Consider the following 19,001-nt stretch of genomic DNA (forward strand, 5'->3'; position numbering starts at 1 on the left):
CCTGTACATGAACTGGTCCTACATGTTCATAGTACAAGGAAAGCGGCCGGTTCATCAAGAAGGCGATGAAAAAGCAGGAGCAGGCAGCGTTCGGCCGATTCGCTCGATGCGATAGCCGAAGCCGTAGCCTTGCAGCGTATCAAGCTTGACCGTGCCATTCTCCCGGCTATACAAGCCCGGATGAACAGCCGCTTCATAAGACGAAGCTTCCGGATAAAACTGCATGCCGTTCGTCTCGACGCCCATGATCGTCCCGGCGTAAGCGGCGAGCAGCACATGCGGAATTTGCGCCAGCATCGGGTTGGTCAAATCCTGCACCATCAGCGTCATGCCATGGGCTTTGGCCCATACTAGGCTGAGTAAGGCGCCGGTCTGCGTCTTGCAGGTCTTGAGGGCTACACCGGTCCAGCCGAGCTCGCGTCCGAGTCGAACGACTTCCCAGTCGTGGGCGCTTTCGTCCATGAACAAGGGCTTCCGGGCGCTAACGCTGCGAACATCGATCGGGTGCGCGTGAAGATCGTAAGGAAATGGCTGCTCGACATATAGAATCGACTGGTACACCTTCGGATGCTCCAGCATGAGGCGGTCCAGAATATCCGTCACATAGCCTGGCGCCGTCACTTGACAATTGAAATCCGCCGTCAGCCATTGCACACCCTGCGCTTGCGCGATGGCTCCGACTTGCACAAGGCGGTCGTAGTCCCAGGCCGGATCGTTGCCGGTCAGCTTGATTTTCAGCGCATACAGTCCGTCTTGCCGGGTCCAATCCTCCAGCGCGTACGGATAGCCGTCCTCCGGCTCGGAGCCGTTTAGCTCATGCCGATATAGCATGTCCTTGCCTCCGACGAGATGCCAAGCTACCAACTCCTGGGGAGGCTGAGCTGCGAGAAAATGATCCGGGTACCGCCCGTCGAAACGAACGTCCGCCTCCGCGGCAGGCTCCAAGTAGGCGGATAAGTCGGCGTTCATATAGGTGGCATTGTAAGTGGAATAAGTTGGTACCCGATTCGTCATCCCATAAGCGTCATGCAGCGCTATATCGAAGAGCGAGAAGCAGACGAGAGCAGCCAAGTAGGGCAACGATTCGGAGTCCGACACACCTGATTCGGCGCCTTGTTCCTTCTGGAATCGTTCCTTAAGCTCAGGCAGCCGCTCATGGATGAACCGATAGCCCAGCTCGAAAGCATGTCCAGGCTCCGTCGCCCACTCCGTTAATTCTCCTGCAATCATCAGGCAGAAAGCTTGAAGCGCTTTTTCTCGCGTCTCATAGCTGAGCGGGCTCGGCCACACCCATTGTACGCTTAGCGGCGTTTCGCCCCAGCCTTCACCGGTTTCGCCATTGCGATTTCGTGTCTGGATGCAGGCTCTGGCACATGTCACCTCCGTCAGCGTCTCTGCGCCGAATTTGAGCGGAACTCTGGTACGCACCGGTATAAAGTACAATTGCACGCCTGTGATTTCAATGTCGTATGGTTTCATCCTCGATTGCCTCCTTTGTATTTGCGCCCGTAGGTCTGTGGGAAAGATTGCATTTTGCGCGGGGGGTGATAGGATTAGGGATAGAAATGACCGATGAATAATGTCCATGGGGCAGGTCAATGCTGAGCCTACTTTATCATTGGGAGCTTGTAGAACGAATGGCATTTTTCTCGATAAATTTAGCTTTTTGTGTGATTGAACATTTAAATGACGACGGTGGTGACCGAGTTGAAGGGGATACTAGAAGAAGTACAGCTGCTCATCTTACAGAAGGTCGAGCATTCCGAGCAAACCCGGGTTCACGTTCATAAGCATACGTTCTGGCAAATAGAAACAAGCTTAAGGCAAGAGGTTGGCTATTCGCTGGAGGAGCGAGAGGGTTATTTGCAGCCTGGCGATTTGCTGTTCATTCCGCCGGGGACGCCGCATTCGTTTCATTATCCGTCCCGCGAATGCGCCTGGATCACATTGAAGTTCGATTGGCCGATGCCGCTTGATGCCGTGCGTCTTCCCGAGGGAGGCGTGCTCCATAAAGGTTTGTTGGGCGATACGTTTATCGCCGCCTTGCAGACGATCGGGACGAGCGGCATCATGCAGCCTTTTGAGAAGCGGTTCGTCGAAGGTCTTGTGCGTTCGCTGTTCGGCCATCTCATGTCGGAAGAGCAGGAATGGGGCGGGGATGATCCGGATCAGACGCTCGTTCGGACGGTCAAGGAGCTGGTTCGGGAGCGGGGCGGCAAACCGATTCGCATTGAAGAGCTGGCCGAGATCACGTCGTACTCGCGCAGCCATTTGTCCAAGCAGTTTACCCGGCTGACCGGCGAGAACTTGAAGGCTTACATCGATCGTGTGCGGCTGGAGAAGGCGAAGGAGCTGCTGCTGTACGGCGAAGGGGCGATGGCGGAAATCGCGGAGGCGTTGCAGTTCAAGGATTTGTTCGCGTTTTCGAGGTTTTTCAAAAGAGGGACCGGCCAAAGCCCGAGGGAGTTTCGCAAGCATGAGAAGCTGGTTAGGGGAAGGAGGCTATAGGTGGCTGGAGTTGTTCCCATTCCAAGTGCCTGTGCCAACGATCGCTCCCCCAAGATGACAGAATTGTAAGCTTGTCCGGCGCAGCCGTAAGCTGAATGGATGGTTGATCTCGGCGAATCCTTGTACAATGTTGCCATAAGCCTCGAATTGGCAAGTCTACAATGGCAAATGACGGGTAAGGGAGGAAGCTCGGATGACTTTGTTCCAGTTGGCGCGCAAAAATATGGTGGGCAATGCCGGCAGCTATTTGATTTATTTCGTCTCGATGCTGGTCAGTGTCGTCATTTACTACACGTTCGTGTCGCTTCGATACAGCGATCAAATGGCGGAAATCGTGCAATTTTCGGATGCCGTCGAGTCGATTTTTATGCAAGCTTCGATTATATTGATTTTGTTCGTCGCGGTCTTCATTTGGTATTCGAACGGTTTTTTCACCCGCAAGCGCAAAAAAGAAATCGGTCTGTACTCGTTGCTCGGCATGCGCAAGAAGACGATCGGCAAGCTGCTGTTTTTCGAAAATTTGCTCATCGGCATCGTCGTGTTGGCGGCGGGCATTGCGGCAGGGACGTTTCTGTCCAAGCTGTTCACGATGATTCTCGTCAAATTGGTAGGCTCCGGGGTTCAGGTCAAAATGACGCTGTCGCTCGGCGCGATCCTGAATACGCTCATCGTGTTTGCGATTTTGCTGCTAGTGACGTCGTTTCAGAGCTACCGGCTCGTATACCGGTTCACATTGCTTGAACTGTTCCAAGCGGAGCGGAAGGGCGACAAGCCGCCTCGAATTTCGCCGACGGCCGCTGCGATCGCGGTGGCTTTGATCGGTGGCAGCTACTGGCTGCTGTTCCAGCCGCTCGATACGATCGGGCAATATTATCGCAATCTGCTGCTCTTCCTGGCGGGAATTGTGTCGGGGACGTATTTATTGTTTCGCTTCGTGATTATCGTGCTGCTGAGGTTCGCCCAGTCTCGCAAAGCCAGCTACTACCGAGGTATGAATCTTGTTTCCGTTTCTCAGCTGATGTATCGGATTCAAGGCAATGCTCGCATTTTCACGATGATCGGGTTGCTCAGCGCCTTTACGATCACCAGCATCAGCACGGTCTATGTGCAGTATTATACAAGCGCGGAACGGGCGGAAGCCGCCTCGCCGTTCAGCTATATGCATTTGTCCAAAGGTGAGGCCTTCGATGCGCAAGTGAAAGGCATTTTGCTGGAGGATAAAAGTCATCCGATCGTGATGGAGCAATCGTTCCAGGTGCTGGAGGCAAAGGCGAAGCTGTCGGACTGGGTGTACATCGGGGAGGATGAGGGCACCGCTCGACTCATGTCGGCCGGCGATTACAATGCGATTTCGGATGCTCTGGGGCGTGAGGCTCATGTTAGCTTGGCCGGGAACGAGGTCGCGCTCGTGCGGCAGATGAACGTCACGTTGTCGGCGGATTCATTTCTCGGTCGGCAGTCATTATTGCAGCTTGGCGAGACCGGCCGAGAGGTGATGTTCAAGGAAACCGCTCCGGAGCGGGTGTTCGAGTGGCGCTATCCCGACCTGACGATTGTCGTCAGCGATTCGTTGTTCGCAGAGCTGAAGGCGTCAGGCTCGGTGCCGATCCAGACGTACAAAGCCTACAAAGTCGATACCCAACGAAGTACGAAGGCTACTTTCAATCGGCTGAATGGGTTAGGCTTCGGGGAAGGGGAGCTCACTTCGTACTATCAAGTGTACAAACGGGGGCTGGAGCAGAACGGGCTGGACATTTTCCTATTCGGCTTTCTGGGCCTTGTGTTTCTGGCGGCTACCGGCAGCATGCTGTACTTCAAGCAGTTGACCGAAGCGCAAGGAGATAAGGAGCGGTACGACATTTTGCGCAAAATCGGGGCCAGCACGCGGGATATTCGCCGTTCGATCGCCCGCCAGACGCGGTTCGTGTTCGGGCTGCCGCTGGCCGTCGGCATCATGCACAGCCTGATGATCCTCAAGGTCATCGGCACCTTGACGGAGCGCAGCTTGCTCGTGCCGGTGCTTGTTGCGTTCGCAGCCTATCTCGTCATCTACGTGCTGTATTATGGGCTCACTGTCCACTCGTACAACGCCATCGCGAATCGTTCGCCGCAGTCGGTTCGGTACTGATCGGTTCTTTGCTCGACTGCCTGACATCCAGGAGTATATTTGGGGTATAATGGAACGGACAGGAAGATGACCCCTGGTGCAAGTGGGAGTAGGAGTGGGAGGCAACGAGATGGGAGAAGACTTGTTGAGCTTGGTGTCGCGCGGATTGGCGGTGGCGGGGGCGAGCGTGCTCGAGCTATGGGCGGCCATCCCGCTGGGGTTCGCGCTGGGCTTTCATCCGGTTTGGACCGGCGTGCTCAGCGCCATCGGCTCGATGGCCAGCGCCTTCATCGTCGTGCTGGTCGGCGGGCCGCTGCGCAACTGGATGGTGAAGCGGTGGGATCGCAAGCGCCAGAGCGGCAAGCCGGGCAAGATGAAGGCGATCTGGGATCGCTACGGCGTAGCCGGCTTGGGGCTGGTGTCGCCCTTGATCACCGGCGCGCCGCTTGGCGCGGTGATCGGCGTGTCGTTCGGAGCCCGAGCCGGGCGGCTGCTGGTGTGGATGTGCGTCGGCATCGTCGTGTGGAGCGTGATCTTGACGGCGCTCGTCCATTACGGCGTGGCCGAGTTTTTGTGAGGTGGTATGCTTTCAAGACGGACTGTTACTGCAAAATCTGCAGCTAATTGTTAGCAAAAGCCAGATTTGAAGGAAATACATGCTAAAGATACAGCTAATTATGGAGATTACCCTGATTTTTGTACTGGTAAACCACAATTAGCTGTATTTTTTGCATCTTTCAAAGTGAAACGGCTGTCTTCAGAAAAATGAACTGCAGTTTTTACATCTACTGAATGGCAACCGGGGCGGTTGTTCGTTGTTAATTATCGTATAAACTCAAACGCCCGGTGAGTCAGCTCAAAGCAAACCATACGCTCTCCCTTACCTCGAACCAAGTGCACGAACCAGCCTTTTTCGCAAAGCTTTCGCAACAGCGCAACGGCTGTACGATGATTGATTTCGAAGTGCAGCTCCACATCCTTCGGACGAATGGGACGGGCAAGCTGGATTGCGAGCCGGATGAGTTCTTTCTCGGCTAGCTTCAGTCTGGTGACGGGTGCCTCGGCGGTTTGGAACCGACTCATGATGGAACGCAGCAAATGCATGCACAGCTCAGGTCTTTGCTCCACATCGTCATAGGCGAACGATACGACCGGATACCCTAAGCCGAGTAAAAAAGCTTCGCGGTTCAGCTCTCTGCAATAGGACTGGCGGTCCATGTCCCGGACGTGCTTGCTGAACCCTTTGATCTCGATCAGCAGCTTCGTATACCCTGGCAGCCAAGCAAAGTCCGCGAAGTAGGAGCGCCCTCGCCAATCAAGCACCTCATATTCCGGATGCAAATGATCGAAGCTTCGCATCAGCTCCCACCACACTTGACGCGCAAATAACTGCTCTCCATGCAGGTGACCTCGCTCCAAACGGCCCTGTCGTTCTCCAGTACGCCGAGTTAGATGATGCTGAATAAAACCCGCATGCACCTCTTCATAATTCACTCCCGCCCCAACCTCCTCACAGAAAATAAAAAACGCCCCGGACTCATTTCAAATGAGCGGGACGTGCTTCGTCGCTAGCTATAACAGCAAGTATAAAGGATTAACCCAACACATGCTAGTATTTTCTACGAAAACCTTCAACCCATCTCCATCTTCCCCATATCGCCGCCCGGCATCGCCACCATCATGGAGCCGCCGTCCTCGTCGTTCTCCACAACCGGCGACAAAATAACCGGCGTGCCGAACTTGGGCGTTGCGAAGGGCAGATGCGTCCGGCCGCGCGCGAGGATGTGCCGCTCGTTCGAGCCAGACCAAGGCACCCAAGACCGCGCATTGCAGTAATGGGTAACGTAGGAGCGGCGGTAGCGGTCCGACGTGCGGTTCACATAGGAGCGATGCAGCAGATGCGAGTGGAAGAACAGCACATCGCCCGGCTCCAGCACCACTGGAACGGAGGATCCGTATTTGGCGGCGACCCCGGACAAGTTATTGACCTCGTCGTCCATGTGGCTCGCGTTCTGAACAGTGAACAGGCCGTCGATGACTGTCTCGGTCGCATGCACGAAATGGCCGCGTGCCTCCGGTGGATAAACCGGCTCGTGATGGGAGCCCGGCGCGACCCAGAGGCAGCCGTTCTCTTCATCGGCGCGGTCGAGCGCGATCCAGGCGCCGATCAGCGAATCCGGCTGCGTCTGGATGTAGAACGAGTCCTGATGCCAGCCTTGGCCGCCTTTGCCCGGCGGGTTGAAGAACATCATCGACTGCAGCGCCAGCACGTCGGGGCCGATCAGCGCCTCCAGCACGTCGAGCACGCGTGGGTGCAGCAGCCCCCACTCCGCAGTCGCATTCTCGTTATGCGGCTGGTGAAGCCGCGCGGAGGAGAGGCGCTCCGGCTTTTTGCCATCCTGCCACGAATGGTCGTGGTGCAGATGATCAAGACTTGTTTCCCGTCCGGAATAAATGTCGTCGGTCCAGGCCTGCAGCCGGCTCGTATCGGCGGGGGAGAGCAGTCCTCTAACGATCAGAAACCCGTCTCTTCGATAAGATACATATTCGTCAATGGTTACGGTATATCGGTCCAATCCGGTAGATGAAGTCACTTCCATCGGGCATTCCAACTCCTTCGTGAAAATCGGATATTCTCCCTCTATTGTGCAGCATCACGCCGATACCCACAATGCACGCAGCCGGAAAAAAGATGGACGAATTTGATCTCTCAATCTGCCGGAAGATCGCGCAGCGCCACGAAATGATTGAGCGGGTAAAACCGCTCCCACTCGCCCGGCGGCGCTAGCTGGCGCATCCGGCTGTCGGCGAATTTGCGCCTGTACTCGACGGCGGTCATACCCATCAGGCGGCGAAACAGGCGGTGAAAATAATACTCGTCGGCAAAACCGAGGCCGCGGGCGATCTGCTTGACGCTGTCCGGGCTTTGCAGCAAATGCTGGGCCGCCAAGTCGATGCGGCGCTGCGAGATCCAAGCTTTCGGCGAATGGCCGACATAACGCTGGAACGTGCGAGTGAAATGCTCGTGCGACCAGCCGGACAACTGAGCGAGCGCCTCCACGTCGATCGGACCGTCCGCGTGACGTTCAATATACTCGAGCGCAGCTGCGATCTGCGCGGGCATCTTCAACGCCGGCTCACCGCCGGGGCCGCCGCCGGTCGAGAGCTGCGCTTCCATCTCCTCGAGCACGGTCAACACCAGCGTCTCCGCGAAGGAATGCCAGCGTACTCCCCGGGTGTGGAACAAATAAAGCATTTGCTTCATCAGCACCGGGACGAGCGACTGCTCCTGGAGCCGAACGACCGGCGTGCCGACTGCAAGAGACGGATAACGCCGCTCGAACAGCCCGCCTGCAAAGTCGAAATGCAGAAACAGATGACGCGTGGGCAACTGCGTATCGAACCGATATGCATGCGGCTCACCCGGACGAGTCAGCAGCACGCAAGGCTGTCCGAGCGCATGTGGAATTTCCCCTAATGTATATACAGTCTCGGAGCTCTTGGGGAAATAGACGAGCTCATAATCCGCCAGCCGCCTAACCTCTAGATGCTGCCCTGGCTTCACCGTTACATCGCCTGCGGAGTGGAAGTTCAATAAGATTTCGCGGTTGCTGCCCACAGCTAACTTTCCCCCTTAATGGACCAAACCTCGAGTCGTTTCTCCTATATAAAAGTCGCCTTGAATGCGAGTATGCTCGAAAGGCAGCGTAGGATTGGCAAGCCGCCAAAGCATACGGTCGGCCGCCCGATAGCCGGTCTCGCGGATCGACAGCAGCGGTCTCGTTAGCAGAGGCAGTCCACCCGGCTGCTCGTTCGGCATGCCGACGAAGGACACGTCCTTCGGGACGCGAAGCCCAAGCGAGCCAAGCAGTCGAAACACCGGCTCCACCTCGTTGCTGATCCCGCATAAAATCGCCGTCGGCCGATTCGCCCGAATAAGCCCGTTCAGCTCATCCAGCCATAAGCCGCCCGTCTCGCGTCGGGAGATCGAATGCCCCTGCGTATCGACTGCGATGCCGAATTCCCGCATCGCTTGCTGGAACGCTTGCCAACGCAAAATAAAGCCGCGTTGCCCGTAAGTGTCGCCTGTATATAAAATTCGCCGATGGCCGATGCCATATAAATAAGCTACAGCTTGATACGTCGCTTCATAGATATCCCAGATCACGCTATCCACCCGGCTGCCAGCCGGCGGAAAGTTAAGCAAGATTTTGGGTGTGTCCAGCTGCAAAATCGGTGCTTCCCAAGCTCGGGGCACGATGCTCGGAGCAAGGAACAACCCGTCGGCGTAAGCCATCCCGCTTGATTCCACCCACCGTGGGATCGCTGGCAAACCGACATCTTTGGGTAACCGGCACAATTCGATCCGGTGGCCGAACGAGGCGAACCGCTCGTGAAGCCCTTCCAGCATGAGCTTGTTATAGCTGACCGACTCCTCGGTCTGCACGAGCAGGAACCGCTTCCGCTCATGCGGATAAGGCGGGATGAGCTCCGCTTTTAGGCTGCGAATTTGCTCCATCGAGAAGTAACCGAGCTTCTCAGCTGTCGCCAGAATCAGCTTGCGGGTCGACTCCGCCATGCCGGGTTTGCCTTTCAACGCCTTGGACACGGTCTGGACGGAGACGCCGAGCTCGCGGGCGATGGTCACTTGCGTCACCGTTTTTTTGATGGGCATTGTCCAGAATCACCTCCCCGTCCATCGTACCACGAATTCGTTTTTAGCTTAAACTAAAATTAAACTAGCTCCCTCAACTACGCGCTCTATAATGAAGAGTAAATTCGCATTAGCTAGCAGGGAGGACTTCTAATGAAAACAATAAGCGTAACAACAGAGCTGCCGGTTCGTTACACCGCCGATGTGGTCGTGCTGGGCGGCGGAGCTTCCGGCATCGCAGCAGCCATCGCAGCAGCACGCAATGGAGCGGATACGCTTCTGATCGAGCAACGAGGTTACATGGGCGGTATGGGTACAGCCGCCCTCGTGCCGGCATTCTGCCCGTACACAGACGGCGAGAAACCGGTTATTCGCGGCATCGGGCTGGAGCTGCTGGAGAAGATGAAGCAAGCAGCGGGAGAAGCTTACATGAGCCAGTACAAAGACTTGCTCGATTGGGTGCCGATCGACGTCGAGACGCTGAAGCTCGTGTATGACCGCGAAGTCGCGTCGAGCGGGGCGCGAATTTTGTTCCATACCGTCGCGGACCACGTGCTGATGGACGGGGACCGCATCGGCGGCCTCGTCGTCACGAACAAATCCGGCCGATCCATCGTGCAGGCGAGGCTCTACATCGATGCCTCCGGCGATGCGGACTTGGCGGCGCTGGCCGGCGTGCCGTTCCTCGTAGGCGGTGAACAAGGCGAGCTGCAGCCGGGGACAATGTGCTATCTCGTCAGCGGCGCAGATCGCGCCAAGTTCAAGCAATTTCTGCAGGAAACCGGCCAGGGAGGCCAGCTCGACAAGTCGGTAATCGAAGCTCAGGAGAACGGCGATTTGCCGGAGGGTCGCAAACGCGTATCGGGCATCTCGTGGGTATCGGATACGGTGGCCGGCTTCAACTTCGGGCATGTGTTCGGCATTGACGGCACGAATGCGGAAGATTTGACCCGCGCGGCGATCGAAGGAAGGCAATTGATTCAGACCCAGCTTCGCTTCCTGCGCAAATACATCGGAGGCTTCGAGAACGCGCATCTCGTCCATACCGGCGACCAGATCGGCATTCGGGAAACGCGCCGGATCGCCGGCGACTACACGCTCGTCGTCGAGGATTTCCTGACTATGCGCTCATTTGAAGACGATATCGCCCGCAATTCGTATTTCATCGATATCCATCTGGCCAATGCGGACAGCAAGATGGTCATCAAACATTTGCCGAAGGGCGAGTCGCACGGCGTGCCTTATCGCTGCATGCTGCCGCAAGGCGTCAGCAATCTGATCGTCGCGGGCCGTTCGGTCTCTTCGGACCGGCCGGTGCAAGGCTCGCTGCGGGTGATGCCGAACTGCTTCGCCATGGGACAGGCGGCAGGTACCGCGGCAGCGATGCTCAGCTCGGCCGACGGCCAGCCTGGATTCCGCGACGTGTCGGTGCCGCTGCTTCAGCGCAAGCTGATCGAACAAGGCGCTTACCTGGGCGTTCGTCCCGGCCAAGCCGAAGCAGCCGTAGCCGTGCTTGCCGGCGGCATTCAATTCGACGACGAGACGCATCCGGACCCGGAAGAGGAAGAAAAGCTGCTGGGCACTTAGCGCGCAAACAAAAAGGGGGCTGTACCTCGTCATGCGAGCATGACAGCGGTACAGCCCTTCTTCATTGGAGCGGGGATGGGTAAGCGTTTACATCTTTTTCTTCATATCCATCAGGTACTTAAGCGCTACCCCGACAATGCCGACATAATATCCCACTTTGATCAGCCAGTCGGTGTGGTCCAGAGACATCATGTTGGAAAGGAGGAACAGCGGCAAGATGTAGAACAGCATGTCTTGCAGGTAGCCCAAGATCAAGGTGTGGGAGAACGTGTTCGTCTTGAAGGACTTGTAGAGACCGAGCAGGAAATCCAGGCCCATCAGTCCAAGAACAAGCCACATTCCGTAGAGCATCCAGTCCGTAAGCTCAAAGGTCATTTTAGTTCACCTCCCGGATGAATACTTCCTTCCGTACTTCATACTATGTAGCGGGGTGCGAACTTGCTCTAGTTGCTTGCTCTATTTTCCGAATTTACTGATAATTTTGGAACGAATCGGGGCAACGCACCAATCTGGCCGTCCGCCCATACTCTGTAGGGGAAAGCGACTAGATGGGATGTGTGCAGCATGTGGGGGAATGGAACGAACGGAATTTGGGTTTCTCCGGGTTATTGGGTCGTACCGGCCGCATCGGAAAGGGAAACCAGCCGGAACGGATGGCGGACGCCGGGTGAAGGAAACGGACATAATTTGCGGGCGGTGAAGCTGTATCCGATGGCGGTCATGACGACGTCCGGGACGAAATGGGGCTACATGAACGATCGCGGAGCGGTGTTCATCCAGCCTCACTTCGACAGTGCCGCCGATTTTCAGAGCAATGGGCTGGCGGTCGTGCAGGTCGGAGACTTGTATGGGCTGCTCAAGCCGAACGGCGAGTTCGCTGTGAAGCCGCAATTCGGATTCATCAACGATTTTCATGAAGGCCGGGCAGTCGCATACGTGGATCAGGGCAGCGTCGTCATCGACGAGCAAGGCCATATTCTGACGTCGCAAACGTATACGTACATCGGCACTTACAGCGACGGATTGGCGCTCTTCTCCAAAACGGACAATCAAAGCAACTATTTGTACGGCTACTTGGATTTGAAGGGGCAGGAGGCGATCCCGGCTCAATATAAGAGCGGGACCGACTTCAAGAAAGGGAAAGCCGTCGTCCAGGTGAACGATCGCGAGCATGCCTTGATCGGGCATGACGGCAAGCGGCTCGCCACATACCCTTATCCGCGTGTCGGGGAGCTCAGCGAAGGGCTGCTCGCCTATCAGGCGGAGCCGAACGGCAAGATGGGGTACATCGACGAGCAGGGACGCCAGGTCATTGCTCCCCAATTTACGTACGCCGAAGCGTTTAAGGATGGCCGTGCCGTTGTGAACATGGCGCCGGACTATAACAACGAATATGGGCTGATCGATCGGACCGGCAAATGGATCATGAAGCCGCTCTACAACAGCATCGAGCTGCTGGGTGAACAACGCGCTTCGATCGGCGAGGCGATCGATCCCGAGCAGCCTTACATTGGCTCCAAGTACGCGCTAGCCGATGCGAAAAACGGGCCGCTGCTCACGGGGTTCCAGTATGCCAGTATCGGTCCGTTCGAGAAAGGACTGGCGTCGGCGAGCGACGGCAAACTCACCTTTTTCCTGACACGGGACGGCCATCTGGCTCCTCATTCGCCCAAGGTAAGCGGTAACGGGACGCTGAACTGGGTCGGGTCGCTGATCAAAGCGAATGTCGACCAACGCCTGTCCTACTACGACCGCTGGGGCAAGCTCATTTGGAGGCAAACGGCGAATGTGGCTTTGACGCCGCCGCTTAAAGTAAAGGAAGGGAAGTATCGGCCGAACAAGGACTATTTCGTCTACTATCCGCAATTCGCGGGCATGAGAAACATTCGGGCGCAGCAAGCGGTGAATCGGAAGCTCAAGATGATGTCCCAAGTGAAGCCGGTGCCGGCAAACACGCAGCTGGATTATAGCTATTCCGGAGATTATTCCGTGGCATTCTACAAGGATTTGCTGCTCGTCCTGGAGTTGACCGGCTATAATTATCCGTTCGGGGCGGCCCATGGCTCGCCTAGCAAGGTGTATGCGCATGTCAACACGAAGACCGGCCAGTTTTATCAATTGAAGGATCTTTTCAAGCCGGATAGCAACTATGCAGAAGTGCTTGGTCGAATCGTCGGCGAGCAGATCAAGAACGATCCCCAGTACGATTATGTGTTTCCGGACAGCTACAAGGGCATTAGTCCCGACCAGCCGTTTTATGTGACGGAGCATGCGCTTCACCTGTATTTCAATCCTTACGATATCGGTCCGTATGCGGTCGGCTTCCCGACTTTCCGGATTCCATATACAGAGATTGAGACCATTTTGAATAAGCAAGGATCGTTCTGGAAGTCGTTTCATCAAAGTTGATTGGCGAGCATGGACCTCTGGAGCCCTATCCTCCAGAGGTTTTTCATTAAGAAATATTTAAGAATCGTGCTAGCCCAATCTTAAGATTTGCCCCGTACAATCTTAGGTAGTTGAGAGCAACAAGCTAATTATGAAGGATTGAGGAGAGATTCGATGGCGACAGTGCTAGCGGTCAGAGGCGTCACGAAACGAATCGGCGGTCGGACGATCGTCGACAACATTTCGTTCGACGTGCAGGAAGGAGAAATATTCGGGCTGCTCGGGCCGAACGGCGCCGGCAAGACGACGACGATCCGCATGATTGTCGGCCTCGCCAAGCCGTCCGAAGGGTCGATCGCCGTCTGCGGGCACGATGTGCATACCGATCACCGTAACGCGATGCGTCAGATCGGCACGATTGTAGAAAACCCGGAGCTGTACCCTTACTTGAGCGGGCTTGAAAATTTGCGCCAATTCGCCCGGCTGTCCGGTCCGGTCGATGCGGCGAAGATCGACAGCATCGTCAAGCTCGTCGGCCTCGAGGAGCGGATTCGCGACAAGGTGCGCCGCTATTCGCTCGGGATGCGGCAGCGGCTCGGCGTAGCGCAGGCGCTGCTGAGCGATCCGAAGCTGCTCATTCTGGACGAGCCTACGAACGGGCTGGATCCGGCGGGCATCCGCGAATTCCGCGAGCTGCTCCAGTCGCTGGCGAGACAAGGCATCAGCATCCTGATCTCCAGCCATCTGCTGAGCGAGATTGAGCTGGTGTGTACGCGCGTCGGCGTCATTCACCGAGGCAAATGGATCACAACGGCTTCGGTCTCCGCCATGAAGGAAGAGGCGGCCGGCACGGACTCCGTGCTGATCCACGTCTCGAGCGCGGAAGCTGCCATTGCCGCACTCATCGCCGCCGGCGCCAAGGGATTGAAGTTTCACGAGGTGTCGGCGACGACAATCGCCGTGGACGGGATCGGCCATTCTCTCAATCCGGTTCTGCGGCCGCTGCTCGACGAGGGGATCGCCATCATGCGGATCGAAGAGCGCCGCTCGAATTTGGAAGACATTTTCTTAGAGATTACAGGAGGAGCGCTCCATGGCTGAGTTTTTCCGTATCGTGCAGAATGAATGGATCAAGCTGTTTCGGCGCCGCCGATTTCTCGTCGTCTTGGCGCTGGGGCTGGCGCTGGTCGCCTTTTACGCTTATTCGATGTATAGCGATAAGAAGAACAGCAACGAGTATAATGATCCGGCCTTCCAGCAAATGAGGATGCAGCAGCGCATCGACCGACTGGAAACGATGAAAACGACCGACACCGGCTTGACGGAGGAACGGAAGAAATCGATCGATCTGGAAATCGCCAATACCCGCGAGCAGATGAAGCTGGTCGAGCAGGAAGCGGCCAACTCGTCACAGACGCCGGTTTTCGACGAAGCAAAGCAGAAGCAGCAGTTGGAGAACATCAAGAAGCAGCTCGAGAACGTCCCCCCAGGCGACTACAATATGAAAGCACGGCAGGAAATGACGATCAAGATGATGGAGTACCGGCTCGAGCATCAGCTCCCTACGGGGACTAACGATCGGTTCAGCATGTGGAAGCTCGTGGTACAATTTTTGGATGTCGGTACGCAAGTGTTCATCCCGTTGCTCTGCGTTCTGTTGGTGGCGGACATGGTATCCGGCGAGCAAACGGGGGGAACGATCAAGCTGCTCCTCACGCGGCCGCCGACCCGCGGGAAAATTTTGTTCGCCAAATACGTCACATCGGTTCTGGCCAGCGTGTTCGTCGTTGCGATCCTGCTCGGAGCGCTCGTGCTTAGCTTGCTCGGACTCGGCACGGAAGGCGCTCAGAATCCGGTCCCTATCGGGGTAGAGTACAACACGGTCGAACAGATGATTAACGGGAAAATGGGAACGGTAGCTGTGCCGGATTCGAGCCACATGAGTTTTATTTCGATGGAACGTTTCACCTGGATTTCCTTGTTGCTTACTCTGCTTGCTACGGTAGCCATGAGCACATTCGGCTTCTTCTGCTCGATGCTCGTTCGTTCGGCGGCAGTCAGCACGGGAATAGCCTTGGCGGTCGTCATCATCGGCACGATTCTCGGGCATTCGCTTACCGGCATACCGGCAATGAAGTTCTTATTCACAATGCATTACAATTTGCCGTTCGCCTGGACGGGCGAGCTGTCGGAGCAGTTCGAGACGCCGATGTCACTGATGCAAAGTCTGAGTATTCTAGGCGCCTGGACGGTGGGCATGTACTTGGCAGGTCATATTCTTTTCAAAAAGCGAGATGTGCTGGGCTAGTGAATCACAAGCTAGTCGAAGCCTTCGTTTGGCTCCTTGGAGCCGGCGGAGGCTTTTTGCCGCTAAGCAGCCCATCTCTTTTTTCACTGTTTCATTCTTTTTCCAGTCCAGGCAACAAACAATGAAGGATTGATAATAGCGACGATCCACGGCCAAGATGTAATCGCTTACTATTAGAGCTGTAACCGGACGCGCAAGCCCCGGAACCCCGACCAGAGAGAGGAGGCACTTACAACTTAGACGGCACCTGGTGTTTACCCCATGACCCCCTCACTACATTTCGGAAGGAAAGGTGTGGATTTATGCGAGCTTTCACCAAATGGTCCAAAAAAAGTTTCGTCATGCTGTTCGTGGTCGCCCTCTTGGCCACCTTGTTTCCCACGATCACATCGGCCGCCGTTCAATCGTTCTATGCCCCGGCTGAATCATCCGGCAGCGTCAGCGTGAAGCTATACCCGATGGAAAATGTAACGTCCGGCCAAACGAAGCTGGTCACCTTCGGCGTTCCGTTCCCTCGCGGCTCCATCACGCCGGCTAACGTCTCCAAGATCCGCGTCCTGAAAGGCGGCGTGGAAATCCCTGCTTATGTAGAGATGCAGACGCCATGGAGACATATTACCAACAATTCGATCGACGGCGCTTCCGTTCGGGTTGCGCGCATCCAGATCCAGAACACGTTCACTTCCGTTTATCCGAACTTTGAAACGATTACCGTCGAGTGGGGTACCACGACCCGCACGCAAAATATCGCCACCTTGACGAATCCGCGTTCCGCCTGGCATCAGGTGACCTCCGGCACGTTTGTCTCCGCCGATAATGTGTATGAGCCGGATGTGTATGCGGTGCTGCCTAAGGACTTCCTGGCCAAAGGCGTGTTGAAGGCTACTCGGATGACGGCCTTTGACAGCAGCGTACCGGAGACTCTCTCGAATCCTACAACGATGGATGCGACCGAGCACTGGCCGGGCTACACCGAACGCGAGCATGCGATGAAAAACAATTTCTTCAGTCTGATCAACGAGGACGATCCGCTCGTAATTCCGGGCAATTCCGGTTCCGGTTATCAGAGCGACTACAAGACCAACTTTGATCCATGGCTCTACGATCGCGCGGCAACCATGTACACCCTGTACATGCAGAACGGATCGCTGAAGGCACTTCGTGAAGCGACTCGAGCGACCGATTTTTACAAAGGCAAGCTGTATCCTTCGACGCAAACTCCTGCACGCGCCATCGGGCTGTTTACATTGAAAAATCCGAATCCGAACGGCTGGGCGGGCGGCAACGGAGCGATGTACAGCTACAATGAATCACTTGCCTACAACTACTGGCTGACGGGCGACAACGAGATGCTTACTTGGATTCCGCTCATCGTGACGGCGCATGAAACGAACGACGAGCCGACGCGCTGGACTTCGAGCCTGGTCACTTGGACGGAACGCCATACGGCATTCCGCCTGCTCGCGAACCTGATCGCGTACGAGGTGACGGGCAACAGCACATATAAGACGAATGTGCAGACGCAAACCGACGATTTTATCTGGCACCAGAACGGCGCAGGCGGCGTCTTGCCATCGGGCCGGATCGACGGCGGCTTGTACCACTACGGCAGCCAGCACGGCGACGGGGTGTCGGGCGATTTGGTCGCTTCCTCCTGGATGTCGGTGCTGACGCAGGATGCGATGATCCGGGCTTATGCATTCACAGAAGATTCGAACATCGCGAACTTCATCAAGCGGATGGGAACGTTCCTGAATACCGCTTCGAAAGCCGACGCGTACCACATGTACGACACATACACCGGGACGCTTCGTTATCCCGACTATATGATGAAGTATGACGGGACGACAGACGCTTCCAACGGGGAACGCGGCAGCTCTTCCAATCCTTACGGCGGCACGACAATCGAGCATAATCTGGACGTTTCCGGCGCGTTGCTGTGGGCCGATTACTTTAACCAGCTGACCGGCGGATCCCCGAATACAACCTGGAAAAATACGATCAGCGATCTGTACTTTGGGTATGATATCGGCGTCAACTACTGGATTCGTCCTACAGGTCCTTCGGCGGCAGGCAAAACGGCTTACCGTGTCACGCCTAACCGGAAATGGGGCTGGGAGCATCGGACGACCGGTAGCTGGTCCTGGCTCGCTTCACAGATCTTGACTTCATCGCCTTCGGACACTACCCCTCCAACGGTATCGGTCACAGCGCCAACATCCGGAGCGACGGTGAGCGGCTCGATCACGCTGTCCGCGAACGCCTCGGATAATGTCGGCGTGGTAGGCGTTCAGTTCCGTGTGGACGGCTCGAATGTCGGTGCGGAGGATACGGTTTCGCCGTACTCGATCTCATACAGCACGTTAGGGCTCAGCAACGGCTCGCACACGATTACGGCCGTCGCACGGGATGCCGCCGGTAACACGACGACATCGTCCGGTGTTACGGTGACCGTATCGAATTCGGATACGACGCCTCCAACGGTATCGGTCACTGCACCAACATCCGGAGCGACGGTGAGCGGCACGATCACGCTGTCCGCGAACGCTTCGGATAATGTCGGCGTGGTAGGCGTTCAGTTCCGTGTGGACGGCTCGAATGTCGGTGCGGAGGATACGGTTTCGCCGTACTCGATCTCATACAGCACGTTAGGGCTCAGCAACGGCTCGCACACGATTACGGCTGTTGCGAGGGATGCCGCCGGCAACACGACGACATCGTCCGGTGTTACGGTGACGGTATCGAATAGCGCTCCGACCGGGACGGCTACGTTCCAATATGGCGTGAGCGGTTATACGGGCACCAAGGACACCTCGATCAGCTCACAGGGTGGCGGCAACGGCTACAACATCAATAGCGGCACGATGAAGCTGTTCGATCAGACGGGTCAGGCGACACCGTATGAGATCAATTCGTTGATCCGCTTTGACAATCTGTCGCTGCCATCCGGTGCTACCGTGCAGACGGCAAAACTGACGCTGAAGGTCAGCACTTGGTCGTCGGGCTTCACGGCGCAAGGCCGCTACATGCTGGCGGATTACGATCCGACCTCTTCCTCGATCGGCTGGGCGAACCGCAATGCCAGCTCCACCTGGTCGACGCCAGGCGCGAAAGGGAGCGGCACGGACTTCGTCTCGGGCAAATCGTTCTCGATCACCGGCTTCACCGCTACGGGCGTGCAGACGCGCGAAGTGAACCTGGATCCGGCCATCGTGCAAGGCTGGATCACCAATCCTTCAACGAACAAAGGCATTCTGCTGTTCATCGACCATACATCGAACATCGCGATGGACATCTACTCCTCGGAGGATGCGACGGCAAGCAACCGTCCTCTGCTGACGATCACTTACTAGAGTTGGAGAAAGAACCGTTCTGAGAGAGGCTGTGAGCGCTCAGACGGTTCTTTTTTTTCAAGATGTGTTTCAAAAGAAGTCTATTGGGGTAATCAG

The 19,001-nt window shown here is 56.2% G+C and carries 14 protein-coding genes; 8 read left to right on the forward strand and 6 right to left on the reverse strand.

Annotation, left to right across the window (positions count from 1 at the left end):
* Nucleotides 1–54: 54 nt before the first annotated feature.
* The gene (locus tag PKO02S_RS04465; RefSeq protein ID WP_127579889.1) at nt 55–1,479 is read right to left on the reverse strand and encodes an enolase C-terminal domain-like protein; all 1,425 of its coding nucleotides are present in this window, start codon (nt 1,477–1,479) and stop codon (nt 55–57) included.
* 228 nt (nt 1,480–1,707) lie between these two features.
* Here PKO02S_RS04465 and PKO02S_RS04470 point away from each other — a divergent pair, with 228 nt between their 5' ends.
* The 3 genes from PKO02S_RS04470 (at nt 1,708) to PKO02S_RS04480 (ending at nt 5,192) form a co-directional block, all read left to right on the forward strand.
* On the forward strand, nt 1,708–2,508 hold the full coding sequence (locus PKO02S_RS04470; protein WP_164821291.1) for a helix-turn-helix transcriptional regulator: 801 nt from the start codon (nt 1,708–1,710) through the stop codon (nt 2,506–2,508).
* 193 nt (nt 2,509–2,701) lie between these two features.
* On the forward strand, nt 2,702–4,636 hold the full coding sequence (locus PKO02S_RS04475; protein ID WP_127579891.1) for an ABC transporter permease: 1,935 nt from the start codon (nt 2,702–2,704) through the stop codon (nt 4,634–4,636).
* Between the two features lie 76 nt (nt 4,637–4,712).
* On the forward strand, nt 4,713–5,192 hold the full coding sequence (locus tag PKO02S_RS04480; RefSeq protein WP_246066832.1) for a small multi-drug export protein: 480 nt from the start codon (nt 4,713–4,715) through the stop codon (nt 5,190–5,192).
* Nucleotides 5,193–5,437: 245 nt separating this feature from the next.
* Here the strand turns inward: PKO02S_RS04480 and PKO02S_RS04485 are convergent, their stop codons facing one another.
* The 4 genes from PKO02S_RS04485 to PKO02S_RS04500 form a co-directional block, all read right to left on the reverse strand.
* The gene (locus PKO02S_RS04485) at nt 5,438–6,109 is read right to left on the reverse strand and encodes a hypothetical protein (RefSeq protein WP_127579892.1); all 672 of its coding nucleotides are present in this window, start codon (nt 6,107–6,109) and stop codon (nt 5,438–5,440) included.
* Nucleotides 6,110–6,246: 137 nt separating this feature from the next.
* A complete protein-coding gene (locus tag PKO02S_RS04490; protein ID WP_127579893.1) occupies nt 6,247–7,215 on the reverse strand; it encodes a phytanoyl-CoA dioxygenase family protein in 969 nt (322 codons plus the stop codon).
* Between the two features lie 110 nt (nt 7,216–7,325).
* Nucleotides 7,326–8,234, reverse strand: a complete 909-nt coding sequence (locus PKO02S_RS04495; protein WP_127579894.1) for an AraC family transcriptional regulator — start codon at nt 8,232–8,234, stop codon at nt 7,326–7,328.
* A 15-nt stretch (nt 8,235–8,249) separates the two neighbouring features.
* Nucleotides 8,250–9,290, reverse strand: coding sequence for a LacI family DNA-binding transcriptional regulator (locus PKO02S_RS04500; RefSeq protein WP_127579895.1), 1,041 nt, complete (start codon nt 9,288–9,290; stop codon nt 8,250–8,252).
* Between the two features lie 132 nt (nt 9,291–9,422).
* Between PKO02S_RS04500 and PKO02S_RS04505 the strand changes: the two genes are divergently transcribed.
* Nucleotides 9,423–10,856, forward strand: coding sequence for an FAD-dependent oxidoreductase (locus PKO02S_RS04505; RefSeq protein WP_127579896.1), 1,434 nt, complete (start codon nt 9,423–9,425; stop codon nt 10,854–10,856).
* Nucleotides 10,857–10,943: 87 nt separating this feature from the next.
* Here PKO02S_RS04505 and PKO02S_RS04510 read toward each other — a convergent pair whose 3' ends face one another.
* A complete protein-coding gene (locus PKO02S_RS04510) occupies nt 10,944–11,231 on the reverse strand; it encodes a hypothetical protein (RefSeq protein ID WP_127579897.1) in 288 nt (95 codons plus the stop codon).
* A 189-nt stretch (nt 11,232–11,420) separates the two neighbouring features.
* On the opposite strand from PKO02S_RS04510, the gene PKO02S_RS04515 reads away from it, so the two are divergent.
* The 4 genes from PKO02S_RS04515 (at nt 11,421) to PKO02S_RS04530 (ending at nt 18,905) form a co-directional block, all read left to right on the forward strand.
* On the forward strand, nt 11,421–13,265 hold the full coding sequence (locus PKO02S_RS04515) for a WG repeat-containing protein (protein ID WP_127579898.1): 1,845 nt from the start codon (nt 11,421–11,423) through the stop codon (nt 13,263–13,265).
* Between the two features lie 153 nt (nt 13,266–13,418).
* Nucleotides 13,419–14,345 (forward strand): ABC transporter ATP-binding protein, encoded by a 927-nt coding sequence (locus PKO02S_RS04520; protein ID WP_127579899.1) that lies wholly within the window; start codon nt 13,419–13,421, stop codon nt 14,343–14,345.
* Nucleotides 14,338–15,552, forward strand: a complete 1,215-nt coding sequence (locus PKO02S_RS04525) for a DUF2705 family protein (RefSeq protein WP_127579900.1) — start codon at nt 14,338–14,340, stop codon at nt 15,550–15,552. Before PKO02S_RS04520 ends, PKO02S_RS04525 begins: the two co-directional genes overlap by 8 nt.
* Before the next feature lie 302 nt (nt 15,553–15,854).
* Nucleotides 15,855–18,905 (forward strand): Ig-like domain-containing protein, encoded by a 3,051-nt coding sequence (locus tag PKO02S_RS04530; RefSeq protein WP_164821292.1) that lies wholly within the window; start codon nt 15,855–15,857, stop codon nt 18,903–18,905.
* The last annotated feature ends 96 nt before the right edge of the window (nt 18,906–19,001 follow it).

Source organism: Paenibacillus koleovorans NBRC 103111 (genome assembly GCF_004000845.1).
GTDB classification, from domain to species: domain Bacteria; phylum Bacillota; class Bacilli; order Paenibacillales; family NBRC-103111; genus Paenibacillus_AA; species Paenibacillus_AA koleovorans.

What these genes read in the sequence shown, in the direction of transcription:
- PKO02S_RS04465 (WP_127579889.1), bottom strand. Translation starts at nt 1,479, where the DNA reads ATGAAACCATACGACATTGAAATCACAGGCGTGCAATTGTACTTTATA.
- PKO02S_RS04475 (WP_127579891.1), top strand. Translation starts at nt 2,702, where the DNA reads ATGACTTTGTTCCAGTTGGCGCGCAAAAATATGGTGGGCAATGCCGGC.
- PKO02S_RS04490 (WP_127579893.1), bottom strand. Translation starts at nt 7,215, where the DNA reads ATGGAAGTGACTTCATCTACCGGATTGGACCGATATACCGTAACCATT.
- PKO02S_RS04500 (WP_127579895.1), bottom strand. Translation starts at nt 9,290, where the DNA reads ATGCCCATCAAAAAAACGGTGACGCAAGTGACCATCGCCCGCGAGCTC.
- PKO02S_RS04505 (WP_127579896.1), top strand. Translation starts at nt 9,423, where the DNA reads ATGAAAACAATAAGCGTAACAACAGAGCTGCCGGTTCGTTACACCGCC.
- PKO02S_RS04510 (WP_127579897.1), bottom strand. Translation starts at nt 11,231, where the DNA reads ATGACCTTTGAGCTTACGGACTGGATGCTCTACGGAATGTGGCTTGTT.
- PKO02S_RS04515 (WP_127579898.1), top strand. Translation starts at nt 11,421, where the DNA reads ATGTGGGGGAATGGAACGAACGGAATTTGGGTTTCTCCGGGTTATTGG.
- PKO02S_RS04520 (WP_127579899.1), top strand. Translation starts at nt 13,419, where the DNA reads ATGGCGACAGTGCTAGCGGTCAGAGGCGTCACGAAACGAATCGGCGGT.
- PKO02S_RS04525 (WP_127579900.1), top strand. Translation starts at nt 14,338, where the DNA reads ATGGCTGAGTTTTTCCGTATCGTGCAGAATGAATGGATCAAGCTGTTT.
- PKO02S_RS04530 (WP_164821292.1), top strand. Translation starts at nt 15,855, where the DNA reads ATGCGAGCTTTCACCAAATGGTCCAAAAAAAGTTTCGTCATGCTGTTC.